Below are 17,707 nucleotides of genomic sequence, written 5' to 3'. Positions count from 1 at the left end.
TCGTGCCAAGGCGGAGCAACGAGCGGAGTGAACCCTGAAATCGTGCTGCAGGTCGAAACCGGCGGCTGTCGAGCAGCTGCAGGTAGCCTGACCCAACCTTGACATTCTTCGAAAGTCGGCCGCCCGTTTCCCGACGGCCGCCTCTCGAATACCCTAGGTCAGCGCATCACATAGACGATGCGCCGCGTGCCCGGATCGACCAGCGCCGGCTGGTTGTTCACATAGACATAGCGGTAGTTGTAATCCGGGATCTCGCGCAGCTCGACCGTGTCGGGCAGCACCGCGCCGGTCACCACTTCGCCCTCGAGATAGACCGGTTCGACCCGGTGCGTGGTGACATAGGTGCCGACCTCGGCCGGCGGCCTGGCGATCGGCTCGATGGCATCGTCGCCGGAAACGATGGCGCCCGTGTAGGTGTCAGTGGTGTAGATATCATCGGTCGGCGGAGCCACGACGGCAATGCCGGCGTCGGCCGGCCGGCGCGTCACGACAACACGGCTGCCGCCGAATTCGGCAGTCACATAGTCGGAATAGACCCAACCTTTGCCGCCGGCTTCGGCGATGGTGCACCATTTGCTGCCTTCGATGCAGCCTCTGAGCGTCGCCGACTGGCCGGCAGCCAGCACGCCGATAACGGGATATTGCGGGCCGGGGCCGGCGCGGACATTCAGATCCGTCACTGCCGAGACGGGCGTGTCGGCAAGCGCCGCGCCCGACATGGCAAGCAGCGCACCGGCAAGTGCCGGAAACAATAGACTTTTCATGATTTCTCTCCGTTCTCAACGCTCCCTCGGGCTCGAAAACGAACCAGAACCTTATGCGTTCCGGCTAAAGTGCCGTCGCCTGCTCACGAATTGTTCCATTTGTTTTGGGCAAGTCGGTCAAAAGCTGGTGAACGAAGGCCAGTTTTTGCGCCGTCACCTCCGAAATGACGAAGGGATAAAGGTCGGGCAGACCCATGCAGCGGTTGATCGAATTGGAGGCCTCCGACAGCACCAGCCAGCGGGCGAGGATCCTTTCGAACGGTTCCGGCGCCGGATCGGGTTCGGCGGGCTCCCGAAGCGGATCTCCCCCTGTATCGCTAGGCGGCAGGTCGTTGGCTTCCACTGTCTCCAGCCGGCCGAGCGGAAAATTCAGCGCATGCACCATCTCCAGCGTGTCGGTGATGTGCAGGTGGTGCGCCCAGGTCTCGGCCCAGTCTTCCCAGGGGTGGGACGCCGCATAGGCCGAGATGTGGCGCTGCTCCCAGTCCGGCGGCGCGCCGTTGGCGTAGTGTGCCTTCAGGGCTTGCTCGTAGTCGACCCGCTCGTCGCCGAACAGAGCGCGAAAGCCCGAAAGTCGCTCGGGATCGTCGCGGATCAGCCGATCCCAGTAGTAGTGGCCGAGCTCGTGGCGGAAGTGGCCGAGCAAGGTGCGGTAGTTCTCGCCCATCTCGACGCGCCGCCGCTCGCGCTCGGCGGAATCGGCCTCGGCGACGTTGAGGGTGATCCTGCCGTTGTCGTGGCCGGTCAGGATGCGCTCGCCGCCTGGTCCGCCGCCGATCGGATCGGCGAGGAAGTCGAAAGCGAGCCCGGCCTCGTCCTGCGGTCCGGCCTTGGGCGCGACCGGCAGGCCGAAGGCAAGCAGCGAATAAACGGCGCGTTTCTTGGCCGCCTCGACGCGGATCCAGCGCCGGCGGTTGCCGTCCACCGATAGGTCGGGGATCAATTGGTTGAGCGCGCAAGCTTGGCAGAAAATCCTGCCCGGCTCGGCACGCCAGTTGCAGGCGCACTCGTCGGCATTTCCGCATGGAACGGCGTCGCCGCCGGAAAGCACGAAACACGCCCGCTCCGGATCATAAAGCACCAGGCTTGAACAATTCAGGCATTGCGCGTTCTCGAAATAGAGACGGTGGCCGCAATGAGGGCAGTCGAACAGCTTCATCGGTCATCGAACCGCGGGAAAAGGTCAACGAAGTTGGGCAACGCCCAAACGCCCGTCGCCGGCCGTCGTTCCGTTTCTATTTCGTCGCGAGCAGGGCGACGCCCCGCCACGCTTTCGCCTGACAATGTCGCACCGCAACACGTCTGGATGAGCGGTCCGGCGACATGCTCGCCGGCGAAGAAGATCTTCTCCGCCACCGCCTGCAACAGTGTGGCGCGCGCTTCGGAACTGCCGGGATGGGCAGCCGCATAGCCGAGCCTGCGCCAATGATCACAATATCGACGTCTTCCCTCAAGACACGCCACAATAAATCCTTGCGCCATAATTTATGCTTGATCGTGGGCAAATTCCCCGGCATTCGCCAGCTTCAAGCGCCGCGCAGCCCGCGCGGGCGGTGACAACCGGGCGCTTCACTGGCAGATTTGCAGCCGGGACGTGATTCAGGCAACCAGGAGAACGATATGGCATTTTTTGCCAAGGGAAGGATTTTCATGGCCGCCGTTGTGGCGGCTTTCGGGCTGGCGACAGGCGCGCAGGCCGCGGCCAGCTGCGGCAAGAACGGCGCCGGCTTCGACGCATGGAAACAGCAATTTGCCGCGGAAGCACAAGCCGAGGGCGTGGGCCAGAGGGGTCTGTCCGCGTTGGCCGGCGCGACTTACGCGACAAGGACGATCGCTGCCGACCGCGCGATCCACAAGGCTTTCAGCGGCTCGGTTGAAGCGTTCATGCAGCGTCGTGGCGGGGCCGCGATCATTTCCAAGGGCCGTGCGTTGAAGAAGCAGAACGCGGCGATGTTCGACAGGATCGAACAGACTTACGGCGTGCCGCCGGGCGTCCTGCTCGCGATCTGGGGCATGGAGACCGGCTTCGGCGCGTCGATGGGCAACCAGAACACGGTCTCCGCCATTCTGACGCTGGCCTATGATTGCCGCCGCCCGGACTATTTCACCCCCCATGCCATCGCCGCCCTGAAGCTGGTCGATCGCGGCGCGCTGACCGCCTCCTCGGTCGGCGCCATGCATGGCGAGATCGGCCATACGCAGTTCCTGCCCGGAAATGTTCTGAAGTATGGCGTCGGCAACGGAAATCTGCGCGACAGGAACACGGCGCTGGCTTCCACCGCCAACTTCCTCAAAGCCCATGGCTGGCAGGCCGGCGCGGGATATGAGGCGAATATGGGCGCCATCGCCGGCTGGAATTCGGCAAGCGTCTATCAGCAGGCCATCGCCCGCATCGCCGAGGCGATCGACGCCAACTGATGCAATATCTCCATTCCGAGGAGAAGCCCGGCCTGCGCCGGGCTTTTTGTTACGGAGCAAGGATCAAAACCCAACCACCGGGAACGACCAGGTTCGATCTCATCACCTAACTCTCAATCATTCGCGTAGCCGCTCAATGGACATTTCCGGGAAACGGGAATCTGGAAGGTACCGGTAGTGCCGTTGCAGGTACGGAATTTGGGGTTCCGCGGCGCTGAAGGAGCCGCCTTTGGCCTGTCCTCGATCACCGTCGGGACTCCGGCAGCTTGCGAGTAGCTGCCGCCTAAGGGGCATTTCTCGGAAGCGGCAACCTCGAAGGAGCCGGTGATAACATTTGAGCAGGTACGGAATTTAGAGTTCCGCGGCGCCGTTGTGGCCGCAGCAGCCGCCTTGGACTTGCCCTTGATGACCAACCAGATTTCGGTCGGTTGGTCGAGCTGCAGCCTGTTTATGTCGGAGTAGCTGATGCGGCCGCTGCGTATCCCCTCGGCTATGCGCTGGCAGAACAAGGCCGGCATGCGCTCCTGCGCGACGCCCATGAAGGAGGCGATTTCGTGCTTGAACGTGATGCTCCATAGATGGACAGCGGAGATGCACCCGTCCAAACTAGCCGCAGGCGCCTGCTTCGTGGCTGCTTGCGAGGACCCGCACGTCATCAAGGTCAACGCCGTTGCGACCAGAAGAGAAATACTACTTTTCACTGTCAAAACCTCCGCATCCCGCTGGCGAACTTAATTGGAGCGGCGGAAAGGTCAAACGATAGTTCTCTGAAGTGGTCTGAACTTTCTTAGATTAGATACGCGAAATAAAACCCGACGTCTCCGCCGGGTTTTTCCCGCTTATCTCAACTTTCGACGTTCGGATATCAGCCTTCGCGGTTCCTTGCCGCCAGCGTCCGCAACCGCAGCGCATTGAGACGGATGAAGCCGGCGGCGTCCTTCTGGTCGTAGGCGCCGCGGTCGTCCTCGAAGGTGACCAACGCGTCGGAATAGAGCGTCTTCTTCGACTTGCGGCCGGTGACGATGACATTGCCCTTGTAGAGCTTCAGCCGCACCGTGCCTTCGACGTCTTCCTGGCTCTTGTCGATCATCGCCTGCAGCATCACGCGCTCGGGCGAGAACCAGAAGCCGTTGTAGATCAGCTCGGCGTAGCGCGGCATGAACTCGTCCTTGAGGTGCGCGGCACCGCGGTCGAGCGTGATCGATTCGATCGCCCGGTGGGCAGCGATCAGGATGGTGCCGCCGGGGGTCTCGTAGACGCCGCGCGACTTCATGCCGACGAAACGGTTTTCGACAAGGTCGAGGCGGCCGATGCCGTTGTCGCGGCCGAGGTCGTTAAGCGTGGCCAGCATGGTCGCCGGCGACAGCTTCTTGCCGTTGAGCGCAATCGGATCGCCCTTCAGGAACTCGATCTCGATCTCGGTGACGACGTCCGGCGCGTCCATCGGCGAGACGGTGCGCTGGTGGACGAATTCCGGCGGCTCGCTCCACGGATCCTCGAGCACCTTGCCTTCCGAGGAGGAATGCAAAAGGTTGGCGTCGACCGAGAACGGCGCATCGCCGCGCTTGTCTTTCGGCACCGGGATCTGATGCTGCTCGGCGAAGTTGATGAGATCGGTGCGCGACTTGAACGACCAGTCCCGCCATGGCGCGATGACCTTGATGTCGGGGTTCAGCGCGTAAGCCGAAAGTTCGAAGCGGACCTGGTCATTGCCCTTGCCGGTGGCGCCATGCGCGATGGCGTCGGCACCTGTTTCTTTGGCGATCTCGACCAGATGCTTGGAGATCAGCGGCCGGGCGATCGAAGTGCCGAGCAGATATGTGCCTTCATAGACGGCGTTGGCGCGGAACATCGGGAAGACGAAGTCCGAAACGAATTCCTCGCGCACGTCGACGATGCGGATGTCCTTGATGCCCATCATCTCGGCCTTGCGGCGCGCCGGCTCCAGCTCGCCGCCCTGGCCGAGATCGGCGGTGAAGGTGACGACTTCGGCGCCGAGCTCGGTCTGCAGCCATTTCAGGATGATGGAGGTGTCGAGGCCGCCGGAATAGGCGAGCACGACTTTCTTGACGTCTTTGGTCTTGGACATTTTGGCGGTTCCGCGGGAAGATGGCTTCGCGGGCGAGGTATCACGGCCCTTCCGGGCGGCGCAAGAGACGAACAGATGCCCGCCGGTGGCACAGGCTGGGCCAGATGTTTGCCTGAACAGACGCTGGCGACGCAAAAATCGCCGCGTTATAGAGCTGCGCGATCCACTCCGAGGCGACCCATGTCCTTCATTCCCGACACTTCGACGCTCATCCAGTTCGCCATCGCCACGCTCATCCTGGCGATCACGCCGGGACCGGACATGACGCTGTTCGTGTCGCGCACGCTGAGCCAGGGCCGAGCCACCGGCTTCGCCTCGATGGCAGGCGCGCTATGCGGCACGTTGGTCCACACCACGCTGGTGGTGGTCGGCGTCTCGGCGCTGATCGTGGCCTCTCCCATGGCCTTCTTTGCGCTGAAGATTTTCGGCGCCGGCTATCTGGTGTTTTTAGCCTGGCAGGCGGTGACCAAAGGCTCGGCCTTTTCGCCGGAGAAGAAGACGGGACCGCAAATCTCGCTGTTCCGCAGCTGGGCGGCCGGGCTCGGGGTCAATCTCCTCAACCCGAAGATCATCCTGTTCTTCATGACGTTCCTGCCGCAATTCGTCTCCGCGCATGACCCGTACGCGCCCGGCAAGCTGTTCTTCCTCGGCGTCACGTTCATCGTGCTGTCGATTCCGGTGACGGCGCCGATGGTGCTCGCGGCGGAGAAATTCGCGGCGGCGATGAAGGCGAGCCCGCGCGTCACGCGCGTGGTCGACTATCTGTTCGGCGGCGTGTTCTCGGCCTTCGCGCTCAAGATCCTGACGGCACAGGCGAAGTAGAGCCCGCGCCGAGCTCAGGGCTCCAGATCGGGCAGCGCCTCGCGGCGCCAACTGCCGGCCCAGCGGCCGGCGGAGAGCCAATAGAAGATGCCGCCGACCATGCCGCTGCCGATCAGCGCGAGCCTGACATTGTTGTCGGCGACATCGAAATCGCCGTCGCCGATGTTATGCGCGAAGCCGAGGAAGACGACGGCGATCACGGCGCCGCCCAGCGCATAGAACAGCCAGTCGCGGCGGCCGAGCACTTCGGCGATCAGGATGACGATCGCCGCCGGCATGAAGCCGAAATAGGCGACGAACAGTGCCAGGAAAGGCACCGAAAAATAGAGCGCGGGCGCGATCGTCTGATGTCCGGGCTCCGGCGCATAGCCGAAATAGCCGAGGAACAGCACGTTGAGAAAGGCGCTCGCCGCCAGCGAGGCGATGACATAGCCGATCAGGATGGCGGCGAAGCGGACGAGATAGGCGATGATACGCCTCACGCCTCGCCGTGCCCCGCGATCATCATCGCTTCAAGCGCCAGCCGGTCGACCTTGCGCATGCGTTCCGATTCCGACTTGAGCTGGCCGCAGGCGGCGAGGATGTCGCGGCCACGCGGCGTGCGGATCGGTGAGGCATAGCCGGCATTGTTGACGTAATCGGCGAACTTCTCGATCGTCTCCCAGTCCGAGCACTGATAGTTGGTGCCGGGCCACGGGTTGAACGGGATCAAGTTGATCTTGGCCGGAATGCCCTTGAGCAGCTTGACCAGCGCCTTGGCGTCCTCGAGGGAATCGTTGACGTCCTTCAGCATCACATATTCGAAGGTGATGCGGCGGGCGTTGGAGAGACCCGGATAGGCGCGGCAGGCAGCGATCAGTTCCTTCAGCGGATACTTCTTGTTGATCGGCACCAGCAGGTCGCGCAGGTCGTCATTGGTGGCATGCAGCGAGATCGCCAGCATGACGCCGATCTCCTCGCCGGTGCGGGCGATCTCCGGCACGACGCCCGAGGTCGACAGCGTGATGCGTCTTTTCGAAAGGGAAAGTCCGTCGCCGTCGGAAGCGATCAGCAGCGCCTTCTTCACCGCCTCGAAATTGTAGAGCGGCTCGCCCATGCCCATCATGACGATGTTGGATACCTTGCGGCCCTCGGCCGGCACGATGGCGCCGTCCGGCGTGTCGCGGTCGGGGAAGTCCCCGAGCCGGTCGCGCGCGGTAAGCAGCTGCGCCAGGATCTCTTCCGTCGTCAGGTTGCGCACCAGCTTCTGCGTGCCGGTGTGGCAGAAAGAGCAGGTCAGCGTGCAGCCGACCTGCGAGGAGATGCAGAGCGTGCCGCGGCCTTCCTCCGGAATATAAACGGTCTCGATCTCGACCGGACGGCCGGCGCCGCGCGGCGGAAAGCGAAACAGCCATTTGCGTGTGCCGTCGGAAGAGATCTGCTCCTCGACGATCTCGGGCCGCGCGACGGTGAAATGCTTGTCGAGCTCGGCGCGCAGATCCTTGGAGATGTTGAACATATGGGCGAAGTCGGAGACCCCGCGCACATACATCCAGTGCCAGAGCTGCTGGGCGCGCATCTTCGCCTGGCGCTCCGGCACGATGCCGGCCTCAACCAGAGCGGCGCCAAGCTCGGCGCGCGTCAGGCCGATCAGCGACGGCTTTTCGGCCGGCGTGGCGCGGGCGCGCAAGGCGTCGCGAGCGCCTTCGGCGGTCAGATCGAATGAAAGGGTCATGGTTGCGCCAATATAAGCGGTTTGCGGCCGATTTCAGCATCGTGCCTGAAATGAAACGCGCGCATAGCACAGCTTGCGACCGGAGTCATGGTCGGCGGCACAGGCGGCCGGTGCCGCTATTCCCGCCCCGGCTGAGATCACATATTCGTGTTGGCGTAACAGCGCGAAGCGCACCCGCGAACCTGAAAGGGGCGACTATGCCCTTGCAGAAATGGGAGTACGCGGAATGCATTCGATCAAGCTTGTTGCCGTCGCCGGTCTCGCAAGCCTTTTTGCCTCGCAGGCGTTCGCCGAGGATACGATGGGCACGATGACCATGATGAAGGGTGGGCAAGTGACGGCGATCATGCCCGACGGCCATATGGGCACCATGATGCCTGACGCCAAGATGAGCGCCGAAATGATGAAGATGGCGAAGCCGATCAAGCATTGCATGATGATAATCACCGACGCCAAAGGCAAAGCCTACATGATCGATACGTCGACCAAGAAGGCCCAGGCCGAATGTGAAAAGATGGCGATGTGAGAGTGGTCGGACTCGCCAACCCTGCTGCCCGCCGGCGCAGGCCGGCGGGATATCCAAACCGCGGTCCTGCCCTGGCTCCTCGATCTCCGATTTTCGTCGCTCGCCTCGACCTGACCTGACCTCGCAGGCTTGATCCTCCCTCTCAGTGTGCTAGGGGCGGGTCATCACCCAGAGGACAGGCATGGCCGGCATATCGCGTAGATACCCGATGCTGCGGCGCTCGCAGGCTATGTGGGCGTCGCGCCGCGTCTGGCAGCCGCGCCTTGTGTTCTGGGCCGGCGCCATCTCGATCGGGTTGATCAGCGTGCTGTTCGCCATGCTGGCCGACCGGGCGCAGGCGCTGTTCCACGTCGTCACCGGCGGCGATAGCGGCAGCTGGCGCTTTTATCTGCCGCTGGTCATGACGCCCGCGGGCTTCGTGATTTGCGCCTGGCTTGCCCATTCCTTCTTTCCGGGATCGCAAGGCAGCGGCATTCCGCAGGCGATCGCTGCCCGTCACCTGCGCGATGACGAGGATCGCGGCCATCTTCTTTCGCTGCGCCTGGCAGCGGGCAAGGTTGCGCTTACCGTCATCGGTCTCGCCTGCGGCGGATCGATCGGCCGCGAGGGCCCGACGGTGCAGGTCGGCGCCTCGCTCATGCTTCAGGCGGCGCGCTGGGGCGGCATGGCGCAGGCGCGCGGCCTGATCCTGGCCGGCTCGGCTGCCGGCGTCGCCGCCGCCTTCAACACGCCGCTCGCCGGCATCGTCTTCGCCATCGAGGAGATGGGTCGCGCCTATGAGTCGCGCACCAACGGGCTGGTGCTGACGGCGGTGATCCTCGCCGGCCTCGCCTCGCTCGGCCTGCTCGGCAACTACACCTATTTCGGCGTCGCCAGGGACACGGTGGCCTTCGCCACCGACTGGCCGCTGGTGATTGCCTGCGGCGTCATCGGCGGCGGCTTCGGCGCGCTGTTTTCGCTGTTGGCGCTGAAGATCACGCGACGCGTCCGACGCTGGAATGGCCTGCAGCCATTGTGGCGCGCGCTGCTCGTGGCAGGCATCTGCGGCCTGGCGGTTGCCGCGATCGGTCTCGTCTCGGGCGGCCTTACCTTCGGAACCGGCTACGCTCAGGCCCGCGGCGCCGTCGAAGGCGCGCCGCTACCGGCGTTCTTCTTCCTGGAAAAATTCGCCGCCGGCGTGCTGTCGATGGTGTCGGGCATTCCGGGCGGCATCTTCGCGCCGTCGCTGGCGGTGGGCGCCGGCCTCGGCAGCACGCTTGGCCTGGCGTTCGGCGCAGGCACAGGCCTCGCCGCGCTGCTCGGCATGGCCGGCTATTTCGCCGGCGTCGTGCAGGCGCCGATGACGGCCTTCGTCATCATCCTCGAAATGACCGGCAACCACGACAACGTCATCGCGCTGATGTGCGCGGCGATGCTGGGCTACGGCACGGCGCGGCTGATTTCCAACGAGCCGCTCTATCACGCGCTGTCGCGCGTGTTCATCGCCGAAGCGATCAGGCGGCGCAGGGCCGTCGAGCAGCAAGGCTGAATGGCGAGCTTGGCGCTGTCGCCTTATTCGCTTGTCCCTGGCAGCACTTGCGGGAGGCGGACTTCCATATTGCCATCCTCCGCCAAGGGAGCCTCAGCCTATTTGCACTTGGCGATCGAGGCCAGCGCGGCCGAGATGCCCTTCAGAGAAAAGACGTAGGAAGTCGGGTTGCCGCGACCGGACTTCGCCTGCACCTTCATGTCGGTGCCCGTCTTCATGGCGGCGATCAGCACCGGCTCTTCAGCGGCGTTCTCGACCCAGGCCGATTTGCCGCGGGTGAACATCGAGAAGGACTTCTTGTCGATGGTGACGGTGGCCTTGGAGCCTTCCTGGAAGTTGTAGCCGGCGATGAACTGCGGCTCATAGGACACCTGCTGCCCGGGCCGCTGGCTGACGAAGAAGAACATGTCGCCATGGTCGAGCTTCGGCGGCTGCTTGTCGGTCGGCACCGTGAGCACATAACAGACCTTGCCGCCTGCCGACTGATAGCTGTAGGTGCCCCAGGCGTTGTGCTGGCCGATCTTGGTCGCCTGCTGCGCCAGCGCCGGCGCCGCGAAGGCGGCCGCCAGGACCAGGCTGGAAACTGTAGCAATCAATCCGCGCATCGTTCTTCCCGTATTCCGAAATGGTGCGGAGGCGGGCCGCATGGCGTCCTGCCGTCGCTTCATTTTGATTTAATCAGGGTTACCAAACGGTGAATTTTTCCCAACAAAAGGAACTCACCCCAGGAAACCGCCGCCATTCGCGCCGCCGCTTCCACGCGGCGGTCGCGATGTCCCGGCGCGAACTTGGAGGGCACGAAAGCGGCAAGAGTTTGTCTTTTCGCGCGGGCGGTTTCGCGGTTTCGTTGTGGCGAAAAGTCAGCCAGGATCAACCTTTGTCGGCGAGGGCGTCCCTGGCGGCCTGCCGGTGCGCCGGGGTGATATGGGCGCTGACGGCGGTGATTGCCGCGGTGAGCACGGCAAGGTCATCGGTGAACCCGAGACCGAGCACGAAGTCGGGGATGAAATCCACCGGCAGCACGAAATAGCCGAGCGCGGCAAGCAGGGTACCCTTGGTGCGCAGCGGCGTGTCCTTGTCCATGGCGCAATAGTAGGCGGCGACCACCTCCTCCATGAACGGTATCTGCCGGGCAGCCTTCTTGGCGGTGCGCCAAAACTTCTCGCGCACCTCACCTTCGCCGGCGAGCCTGTCGCCGAAGCCAAAGAAATCGAAACGGGATTCCTGCGCCATCAATCTCTCCTCGGCCACGCGCCAGCTTGCGTTGCGGCCACCGCGGAAGATGTGGTGAAAGCGGCACCCCCCTGCAAGGTCTCCACCGTTACCAGCCCGGCAAATCGGAATCGGACTTATCGGCAGTCGTCAGCCGAAATAGCGGTTCATCCGCTTCGCCAGTTCGATGTCGAGCGCCGTGACGCCGCCGGCGTCATGCGTGTTCAGCGTGACGTCGACGGTCTTGTAGACGTTCGACCAATCGGGGTGGTGGTCCATCTTCTCGGCGGCCAGCGCCACGCGGGTCATGAAGGCGAAGGCCTCGGAGAAGTTCTTGAAGCCGAAGCTGCGCTTGATGGAGGCGCCGTCGGCCGCCAGCGACCAGCCTTCGAGTTCCGCCAGCGCTGCGGTGATCGCTTCCTTGTTGAGTTTTTCCCTGGTCATGTCGGGTTCCCGTGCTATTCGGAGGTAATCCAACCATAGCGCCGGATCGATGAGCGCAAAGCCCATAAAATCCATTCTGTTCGTCTGCCTCGGTAACATCTGCCGCTCGCCCTTGGCCGAAGGCGTCTTCCGCGCCGTGTGGGCCGAGCGCGGGGAAGGTCGGGACATCCTGCTCGATTCGGCCGCGACCAGCGGCTGGGAGGTCGGCTCCGCGCCCGATCCGCGTTCGATCGCGGTTGCCACAAGGCACGGCATCGACATTTCCGCGCAAAAGGCGCGCAGGATAGCGCTGGACGATTTCTCGCGCTTCGACCTGATTCTCGGCATGGACCGGACAAATGTGCGCGATCTGAAGGCGTTGGCGCCGCAGGCCGCGCGCGACCGCATCCATCTCTTCCTGGAGTTTGCCAGCGGAAATGCGCGCGATGTGCCGGACCCTTACTACGAAGACCAGCAGGCCTTCGTTTCGGTCTATCGCATGATCCGCGAGGCGTCGGAGGCGCTGGCGAAGCGGCTGGAAGCGAGCGGATCGGCGCCAACCAGCGGCCAGGCTTCCTCGACGATGTAGGGGCCGCCGCCGACCGAATCCCGCGACGACATCAAGACGAAGCGGCCGACCCGGAAGGGCAGCGTGGAAAAGTTGCCGCGCGCCGACAGATATTGCGCGACGTCCGCCGGGCTCGAATTGCGCAGGCGCGCGAGCGTCACATGCGGCGAGAATTTGCGCGGATCGGCCGGCAGGCCGAGCCGCTGGCAGATGCGGTCGATCTCGCCCTGCAGCGCCACCAGGTCCGGCGAGGCGGACACGCCGGCCCATACGGCGTGCGGCTTCTTGCCGCCGAAAGCGCCCACGCCGGAGAGCGCCAGGGGGAAGGAGGGACGGTTGACGCGATCGAGCGCATTGGCGATGTCGTCGGCGATATGGCCCTCCACATCGCCGATGAAGCGCAGCGTCAGATGATAGTTTTCGACGTCGATCCAGCGGGCTCCGGGCAGGCCGCCCCGGAGCAGCGAGAGTGAAAGCGCGGCATCACGCGGAATTTCGAGGGCGGTGAAAAGACGTGGCATGGGAAGCCTCCTGTCCTCGAATCGAAACTCTCGCCCCTAGCGAATCATCGATAGCCATGCGGGGCAAGCGGTTTGTTGTCCACAAGCTTTCCCCTGGGGAAACCGTGGCGTTTTGGTCCCATCACGCGCCGCCCTTGGCGGCGATGGCCTTTTCCACGACCGGTAGAATGCCTTTGACCATGACGTCTATTCCCTTCGGGTTGGGATGAAGACCGTCCTCCAGCTGCATGGCCGGGTGGCCGGCGATCCCGTCAAGAAAAAACGGATAGAGCGGAACGGCGTATTTCGCGGCAAGCTTCGGGTAGATGGCGTCGAAGGCCTTCTGGTACTCGGCGCCCAGATTGGGCGCTGCAAGCATGCCTGCCAGGAGCACCGGAATGTTCCGCTGCTTCAACTTGGCCAACATAGCGTCGAGATTTTTCTCGGCGATCTCGGGCGACACGCCGCGCAGCATGTCGTTGGCGCCGAGCTCGAGGATGACGAGCCCGGTGCCGTCGGGCACCGACCAGTCGAGCCGCGCAAGGCCGCCGCTTGTGGTGTCGCCGGAAACCCCGGCATTGCCGACGGCGACGTCGAGGCCTTTTGCCTTCAAGGCCGCCTGCAATTTATCGGTGAAGCCCTCATCGGGACCAAGGCTGAACCCCGCCATCAGGCTGTCGCCGAAGCCGACGATATTGAACGTATCGGCGCGCGCCGGCGAAATGGCGCCGCAAACCACCAGGAGAAGAGTGAGGGCTGCGGCAGCTGAGTGTTTGAAAGCCATGCGGCGAGCCCCATATGACCGACACGATTCATGCAAAGGAGACATTTTTTGCCTCCTTCTTCCACGATATAGGGCGCATTCATTGTGACAGAAGCCGTCATCGCATTGAGGGATGTCTCGCTGACGCTCGGCGAGGGCGCCTCCTCCGTCCATGTGCTGGAGGGCATCAGCCTCGATGTGGCCGCCGGCGAAGCCACCGGGATCGTCGGCCCGTCGGGATCCGGCAAGTCCACCTTGCTGATGGTTCTGGCCGGGCTGGAAAGGGTCGATTCGGGCACGGTGCGGATCGCCGGAGAATTGCTCAACGGCAAAAGCGAGGACCAGATTGCTTCATTTCGGGGGCGAAACATCGGCATTGTCTTCCAGTCCTTCCACCTCATCCCCAACATGACGGCGCTCGAGAATGTCGCGGTGCCGCTGGAGCTCGCCGGGCACAACGACCCGTTCGGGGTGGCCGCGCAGGAACTCGCGGCGGTCGGCTTGAGCGACCGCGTGACGCACTATCCGGGAGAGCTTTCGGGCGGCGAGCAGCAGCGCGTGGCGATCGCCAGGGCCCTGGCGCCTTCGCCGCGCATTCTCATTGCCGACGAGCCGACCGGCAACCTCGACCAGGCAACGGGAAAGCAGATCGCCGACCTCCTCTTCGCCAAGGCGGCCGAGCGCGGCATGACGCTGGTGCTGGTCACGCATGATCCGGCGCTTGCGGGCCGCTGCTCGCGCCAGGTGTCGATGCGCTCGGGACGCATCGAGGACGCGCCAAGACAGGCTAAGGTGCCGGCCTGATGCGGACTTTGACGCTGGCCCTCCGCTTTTCGCTGCGCGAAATGCGCGGCGGCCTGTCCGGCTTCATGATCTTCCTCGCCTGCATCGCGCTTGGCGTCGCGGCGATCGGCGGCGTCAATTCGGTGGCGCAGGCGATTACCGCCGGCGTAGCCAACCAGGGCCAGACGCTGCTCGGCGGCGACTTGCGCTTCCAGATCAACCAGCGCAGCGCTTCGGACGCCGAGCTCGGCTTCATCAAGAGCCTCGGCACGGTCTCGCTGAATTCCGGCATGCGCTCGATGGCGCGGCTCGAGGACGGCTCCGACCAGGCGCTGGTCGAAGCCAAGGCGGTCGACGACGCCTATCCGCTTTACGGCACGCTGGAGACCGATCCGCAGCTGCCCAGGAATGAATTGTTCGGCGAAAGAGCCGGCATCTTCGGCGCCGCCGCGCCCGCTCTCTTGTTCGATCGCCTCAATCTGCATATCGGCGACCGCTTGAAGCTTGGCGGCGCAACGTTCGAGCTGAGGGCCCGATTGATCAGCGAACCCGACGCGATTTCCGACGGTTTCGGCTTCGCGCCGCGGCTGATGATTTCGCACGACGGGCTGGTCGCGTCAGGGCTGGTTCAGCCCGGCAGCCTGGTCGAGAACGCCTATAAGATCCGACTGCCCGATGGCGCGAGCGAGGCGCGCATCAAAGGCATTCAGGCCGAAGCGGCGAAGGATTTTCCGCAGGCCGGCTGGTCGATCCGCACGCGCAGCAACGCAGCGCCGGCGCTTTCCGCCAACATCCAGCGCTTCTCGCAGTTCCTGACGCTGGTCGGGCTGACGGCGCTTGTGGTCGGCGGCGTCGGCGTGGCGAATGCGGTCCGCGCGTATCTCGACGGCAAGCGCGGCGTCATCGCCACCTTCAAGAGCCTCGGCGCCTCCGGGGGCTTCGTCTTCACCATCTATCTCGTGCAGATCCTTTTGATTGCCGGCCTCGGCATCGTGCTTGGCCTGATCCTGGGTGCGGCAATGCCGTTCGTGGCGAGCGCGCTCCTGCAGTCGGTCATTCCGGTGCCGGCGCAAGGCGGCTTTTATCCCGGCGCGCTTGCGATCGCGGCCCTCTTCGGCCTTTTGGTGACGCTGGCCTTCGCGCTGCTGCCGCTCGGCCGCGCCCGCGACGTGCCGGCAACGGCGCTGTTTCGCGAAATGGGGTTCGAAAGCCGCGGCCTGCCGCGCCTGCCCTATGTCGGCGCCGCGCTGACGATCGTGCTCGCGCTGGCGGCGCTCGCCATCCTTTTCGCCGACGATCGGCGCATCGCCTCGATCTTCGTCGGCGCCACCGCCTTTGCCTTCCTGGTGCTGCGGCTGGTGGCTGCGCTGGTCCAATGGCTGGCCCGGCGAAGCCCGCGGCTGCGCTCGGTCTCTCTCAGGCTGGCGCTCGGCAATATCCACCGGCCCGGCGCGCTGACGCCATCGGTGGTGCTGTCGCTCGGGCTCGGCCTGACGCTGCTGGTGACGCTGGCGCTGATCGACGGGAATCTCAGACGCCAGATCTCCGGCAGTCTGCCGGAGCGGGCGCCCAACTTCTTCTTCGTCGACATCCAGAGCAGCGATGTCGATGCCTTTGCCGGCCTGGTCGAAAAGGAAGCGCCGCAAGGGATGCTGGTCAAGGTGCCGATGCTGCGCGGCCGGATCATGGCGCTCAACGGCATCGACGTCGACAAGGTGAAGGTCCCCGCCGACGGCGCCTGGGTGCTGCGCGGCGACCGCGGGCTGACCTATGACGCAAAGCAGCCGGAAAACGCTACGCTGACCGAAGGCAAATGGTGGCCGCAGGACTATTCCGGCGAGCCGCTGGTGTCGTTCTCGGCCGAGGAAGGCAAAGCGATCGGGCTGAAGCTCGGCGACACGGTCACGGTCAACGTGCTCGGCCGCAACGTGACGGCAAGAATAGCCAGCTTCCGCCAGGTCGAGTGGGAAACCATGGGTATCAATTTCGTTATGATCTTCTCGCCCAATACGTTCGCCGGCGCGCCGCATGGCTGGCTGGCGACGCTGACCGACAGAAAGGCCACCACGGCCGACGACGCGCGGCTGCTCAACGCTGTCACCCGCGCCTTTCCGGCAGTGACGACGGTGAGGGTCAAGGACGCGCTCGACATCGTCAACCGGCTGGTCGCGCAGCTGGGCACTGCGATCCGCGCCGCAGCCGGCGTGGCGCTGATCGCCTCCGTGCTGGTGCTCTCCGGGGCTTTGGCCGCCGGCAACCGGGCGCGCATCCACGACGCGGTGGTGCTGAAGACGCTCGGCGCGACAAGGAGGACGCTGATTGCGGCCTTCTCGCTGGAATATGTGCTGATCGGTCTTGCGACCGCGCTGTTCGCGCTTGCCGCGGGCGGCGTCGCGGCATGGTTCGTGGTGGCCCGCATCATGACGCTGCCGTCGCACTTCATGCCGGAAGTTGCGGTGGCGACGATCCTCGTCTCGCTCGCCGTCACCGTCGGCATCGGCCTTGCCGGCACCTGGCGGGTGCTTGGCCACAAGGCGGCGCCGGTGCTGCGCGAGCTTTGATCCGGTAGCGCCCTTGGATGGCCTGTCTGCGTTAAATCTTGGTAAGAATGCCGGCGGGAAAAGGCTGAAAATCGGGCTTTTGCCTTCTCACGAAGCGTTACCGCTCGTTACCGTCTTGTTCTTGAGGTCGAGAACGCTCATATTTCGCGCTAGGCATGCTGGAGTCCCGCCAGCGGCGCCTGGTCCAAGGAGGTCGCTCCAAGGACCTGTCACCGGACGGGGCAGAAGCAATAGAGGATTTCCAATGGCTGATCCCATTCGCAACTACCAGACGTCCGCCGCCTCCGGCGCGCGCGTCGATATCGATCAGGGCCTGCGGGCCTATATGATCAAAGTTTATAACCTGATGGGGCTTGGCCTGCTCATCACAGGCATTGCCGCCTGGGGCGCATTCCAGCTTGCCGTCACCGGCGACGGCCAGCTCACCGCCTTCGGCCAGCTCATCTATGCTAGCGCGTTCCGCTGGGTCGTTATCCTGGGGCCTCTCGCTGCCGTGATGTTCCTGTCCTTCAGGATCCAATCGATGAGCGTGGCTGCGGCGCAGACCACGTTCTGGGTTTATGCCGGCCTTGTCGGCCTGTCGCTGTCGACGATCTTCCTCGTCTACACCGGCACCAGCATCACCCAGACCTTCTTCGCCACGGCCGCGGCCTTCGGCGGGCTGTCACTCTACGGCTACACGACCAGGCGCGACCTGAGCGCGTTCGGCTCGTTCCTGATCATGGGCGTGATCGGCCTGCTGATCGCGATGGTCATCAACATCTTCCTGGCGTCGTCGGCGCTGGCCTTCGCCATTTCGGCGATCGGCGTGCTGGTGTTCGCGGGTCTGACCGCCTACGACACGCAGCGCATCAAGGAGATGTATTTCGAGGGTGACGTCGCGGATGTCGCCGGCCGCAAGGCGATCATGGGCGCGCTGCAGCTCTATCTCGACTTCATCAACCTGTTCATGTTCCTGCTGCAGTTCATGGGCGACCGTCGCTAAACGGTAGCCGTCCGGCTGGACCATAGACTTCGGAAAGGGCGGCCCAACGGC

General features: G+C 64.2%; 20 protein-coding genes. 8 read left to right on the top strand and 12 right to left on the bottom strand.

What is annotated here, in order from left to right; translation table 11 throughout:
- Positions 1-158 precede the first annotated feature (158 nt).
- Positions 159-764 carry a DUF1236 domain-containing protein gene (locus A9K71_RS06130; RefSeq protein WP_066991818.1) on the bottom strand — a complete coding sequence of 202 codons (606 nt, stop codon included), beginning with the start codon at positions 762-764 and terminating at the stop codon, positions 159-161.
- Between the two features lie 64 nt (positions 765-828).
- On the bottom strand, positions 829-1,923 hold the full coding sequence (locus tag A9K71_RS06125) for a putative zinc-binding metallopeptidase (RefSeq protein ID WP_066991816.1): 1,095 nt from the start codon (positions 1,921-1,923) through the stop codon (positions 829-831).
- 461 nt (positions 1,924-2,384) lie between these two features.
- Between A9K71_RS06125 and A9K71_RS06120 the strand changes: the two genes are divergently transcribed.
- Complete coding sequence (locus A9K71_RS06120) at positions 2,385-3,182, top strand: lytic transglycosylase domain-containing protein (protein WP_066991813.1); 798 nt, start codon at positions 2,385-2,387, stop codon at positions 3,180-3,182.
- Positions 3,183-3,295: 113 nt separating this feature from the next.
- On the opposite strand, the gene A9K71_RS06115 is transcribed toward A9K71_RS06120, so the two are convergent.
- The gene (locus A9K71_RS06115) at positions 3,296-3,883 is read right to left on the bottom strand and encodes a hypothetical protein (RefSeq protein ID WP_245299536.1); all 588 of its coding nucleotides are present in this window, start codon (positions 3,881-3,883) and stop codon (positions 3,296-3,298) included.
- Between the two features lie 164 nt (positions 3,884-4,047).
- On the bottom strand, positions 4,048-5,271 hold the full coding sequence (locus A9K71_RS06110; RefSeq protein ID WP_066991809.1) for an argininosuccinate synthase: 1,224 nt from the start codon (positions 5,269-5,271) through the stop codon (positions 4,048-4,050).
- A gap of 180 nt (positions 5,272-5,451) precedes the next feature.
- On the opposite strand from A9K71_RS06110, the gene A9K71_RS06105 reads away from it, so the two are divergent.
- A complete protein-coding gene (locus A9K71_RS06105; RefSeq protein WP_066991805.1) occupies positions 5,452-6,093 on the top strand; it encodes a LysE family translocator in 642 nt (213 codons plus the stop codon).
- A 14-nt stretch (positions 6,094-6,107) separates the two neighbouring features.
- On the opposite strand, the gene A9K71_RS06100 is transcribed toward A9K71_RS06105, so the two are convergent.
- On the bottom strand, positions 6,108-6,575 hold the full coding sequence (locus A9K71_RS06100; RefSeq protein ID WP_066991800.1) for a hypothetical protein: 468 nt from the start codon (positions 6,573-6,575) through the stop codon (positions 6,108-6,110).
- Positions 6,572-7,807: a 23S rRNA (adenine(2503)-C(2))-methyltransferase RlmN gene (rlmN, locus tag A9K71_RS06095; protein WP_066991796.1), complete on the bottom strand. Its 1,236-nt coding sequence runs from the start codon at positions 7,805-7,807 to the stop codon at positions 6,572-6,574. Before rlmN ends, A9K71_RS06100 begins: the two co-directional genes overlap by 4 nt.
- A gap of 226 nt (positions 7,808-8,033) precedes the next feature.
- Here rlmN and A9K71_RS06090 point away from each other — a divergent pair, with 226 nt between their 5' ends.
- Complete coding sequence (locus A9K71_RS06090; protein WP_066991794.1) at positions 8,034-8,333, top strand: hypothetical protein; 300 nt, start codon at positions 8,034-8,036, stop codon at positions 8,331-8,333.
- A gap of 181 nt (positions 8,334-8,514) precedes the next feature.
- Positions 8,515-9,861: a chloride channel protein gene (locus tag A9K71_RS06085; protein WP_066991790.1), complete on the top strand. Its 1,347-nt coding sequence runs from the start codon at positions 8,515-8,517 to the stop codon at positions 9,859-9,861.
- 98 nt (positions 9,862-9,959) lie between these two features.
- On the opposite strand, the gene A9K71_RS06080 is transcribed toward A9K71_RS06085, so the two are convergent.
- The 4 genes from A9K71_RS06080 to A9K71_RS06070 all read right to left on the bottom strand — a co-directional run bounded on the left by A9K71_RS06080 (position 9,960) and on the right by A9K71_RS06070 (position 11,517).
- The gene (locus A9K71_RS06080) at positions 9,960-10,466 is read right to left on the bottom strand and encodes an invasion associated locus B family protein (RefSeq protein ID WP_066991787.1); all 507 of its coding nucleotides are present in this window, start codon (positions 10,464-10,466) and stop codon (positions 9,960-9,962) included.
- 59 nt (positions 10,467-10,525) lie between these two features.
- The gene (locus tag A9K71_RS31190; protein WP_127214559.1) at positions 10,526-10,735 is read right to left on the bottom strand and encodes a hypothetical protein; all 210 of its coding nucleotides are present in this window, start codon (positions 10,733-10,735) and stop codon (positions 10,526-10,528) included.
- Entirely contained in the window at positions 10,732-11,094 is a 363-nt protein-coding gene (locus tag A9K71_RS06075) for a YkvA family protein (protein ID WP_066991933.1), read from the bottom strand. The genes A9K71_RS31190 and A9K71_RS06075 overlap by 4 nt, the downstream gene beginning before the upstream one ends.
- 129 nt (positions 11,095-11,223) lie before the next feature.
- Positions 11,224-11,517, bottom strand: coding sequence for a 4a-hydroxytetrahydrobiopterin dehydratase (locus A9K71_RS06070; protein WP_066991930.1), 294 nt, complete (start codon positions 11,515-11,517; stop codon positions 11,224-11,226).
- 49 nt (positions 11,518-11,566) lie between these two features.
- Here A9K71_RS06070 and A9K71_RS29935 point away from each other — a divergent pair, with 49 nt between their 5' ends.
- The gene (locus tag A9K71_RS29935) at positions 11,567-12,085 is read left to right on the top strand and encodes a low molecular weight protein-tyrosine-phosphatase (protein ID WP_082980364.1); all 519 of its coding nucleotides are present in this window, start codon (positions 11,567-11,569) and stop codon (positions 12,083-12,085) included.
- Here the strand turns inward: A9K71_RS29935 and thpR are convergent.
- Both thpR and A9K71_RS06060 read right to left on the bottom strand, forming a co-directional pair.
- Entirely contained in the window at positions 11,989-12,585 is a 597-nt protein-coding gene (gene thpR / locus A9K71_RS06065; RefSeq protein WP_066991784.1) for an RNA 2',3'-cyclic phosphodiesterase, read from the bottom strand. The two genes, A9K71_RS29935 and thpR, sit on opposite strands and share 97 nt — an antisense overlap.
- A gap of 121 nt (positions 12,586-12,706) precedes the next feature.
- Positions 12,707-13,348, bottom strand: a complete 642-nt coding sequence (locus tag A9K71_RS06060; protein WP_066991781.1) for an arylesterase — start codon at positions 13,346-13,348, stop codon at positions 12,707-12,709.
- Between the two features lie 84 nt (positions 13,349-13,432).
- Between A9K71_RS06060 and A9K71_RS06055 the strand changes: the two genes are divergently transcribed.
- The 3 genes from A9K71_RS06055 (at position 13,433) to A9K71_RS06045 (ending at position 17,656) form a co-directional block, all read left to right on the top strand.
- Positions 13,433-14,131, top strand: a complete 699-nt coding sequence (locus A9K71_RS06055) for an ABC transporter ATP-binding protein (RefSeq protein ID WP_066991778.1) — start codon at positions 13,433-13,435, stop codon at positions 14,129-14,131.
- Positions 14,131-16,671 (top strand): ABC transporter permease, encoded by a 2,541-nt coding sequence (locus tag A9K71_RS06050; RefSeq protein WP_066991775.1) that lies wholly within the window; start codon positions 14,131-14,133, stop codon positions 16,669-16,671. Before A9K71_RS06055 ends, A9K71_RS06050 begins: the two co-directional genes overlap by 1 nt.
- A gap of 244 nt (positions 16,672-16,915) precedes the next feature.
- Entirely contained in the window at positions 16,916-17,656 is a 741-nt protein-coding gene (locus tag A9K71_RS06045) for a Bax inhibitor-1/YccA family protein (RefSeq protein ID WP_066991772.1), read from the top strand.
- The last annotated feature ends 51 nt before the right edge of the window (positions 17,657-17,707 follow it).

The organism is Mesorhizobium sp. WSM3873 (assembly GCF_001672445.1).
Lineage (GTDB): Bacteria > Pseudomonadota > Alphaproteobacteria > Rhizobiales > Rhizobiaceae > Mesorhizobium.
This window is presented reverse-complemented; position numbering and strand designations above follow the sequence as displayed.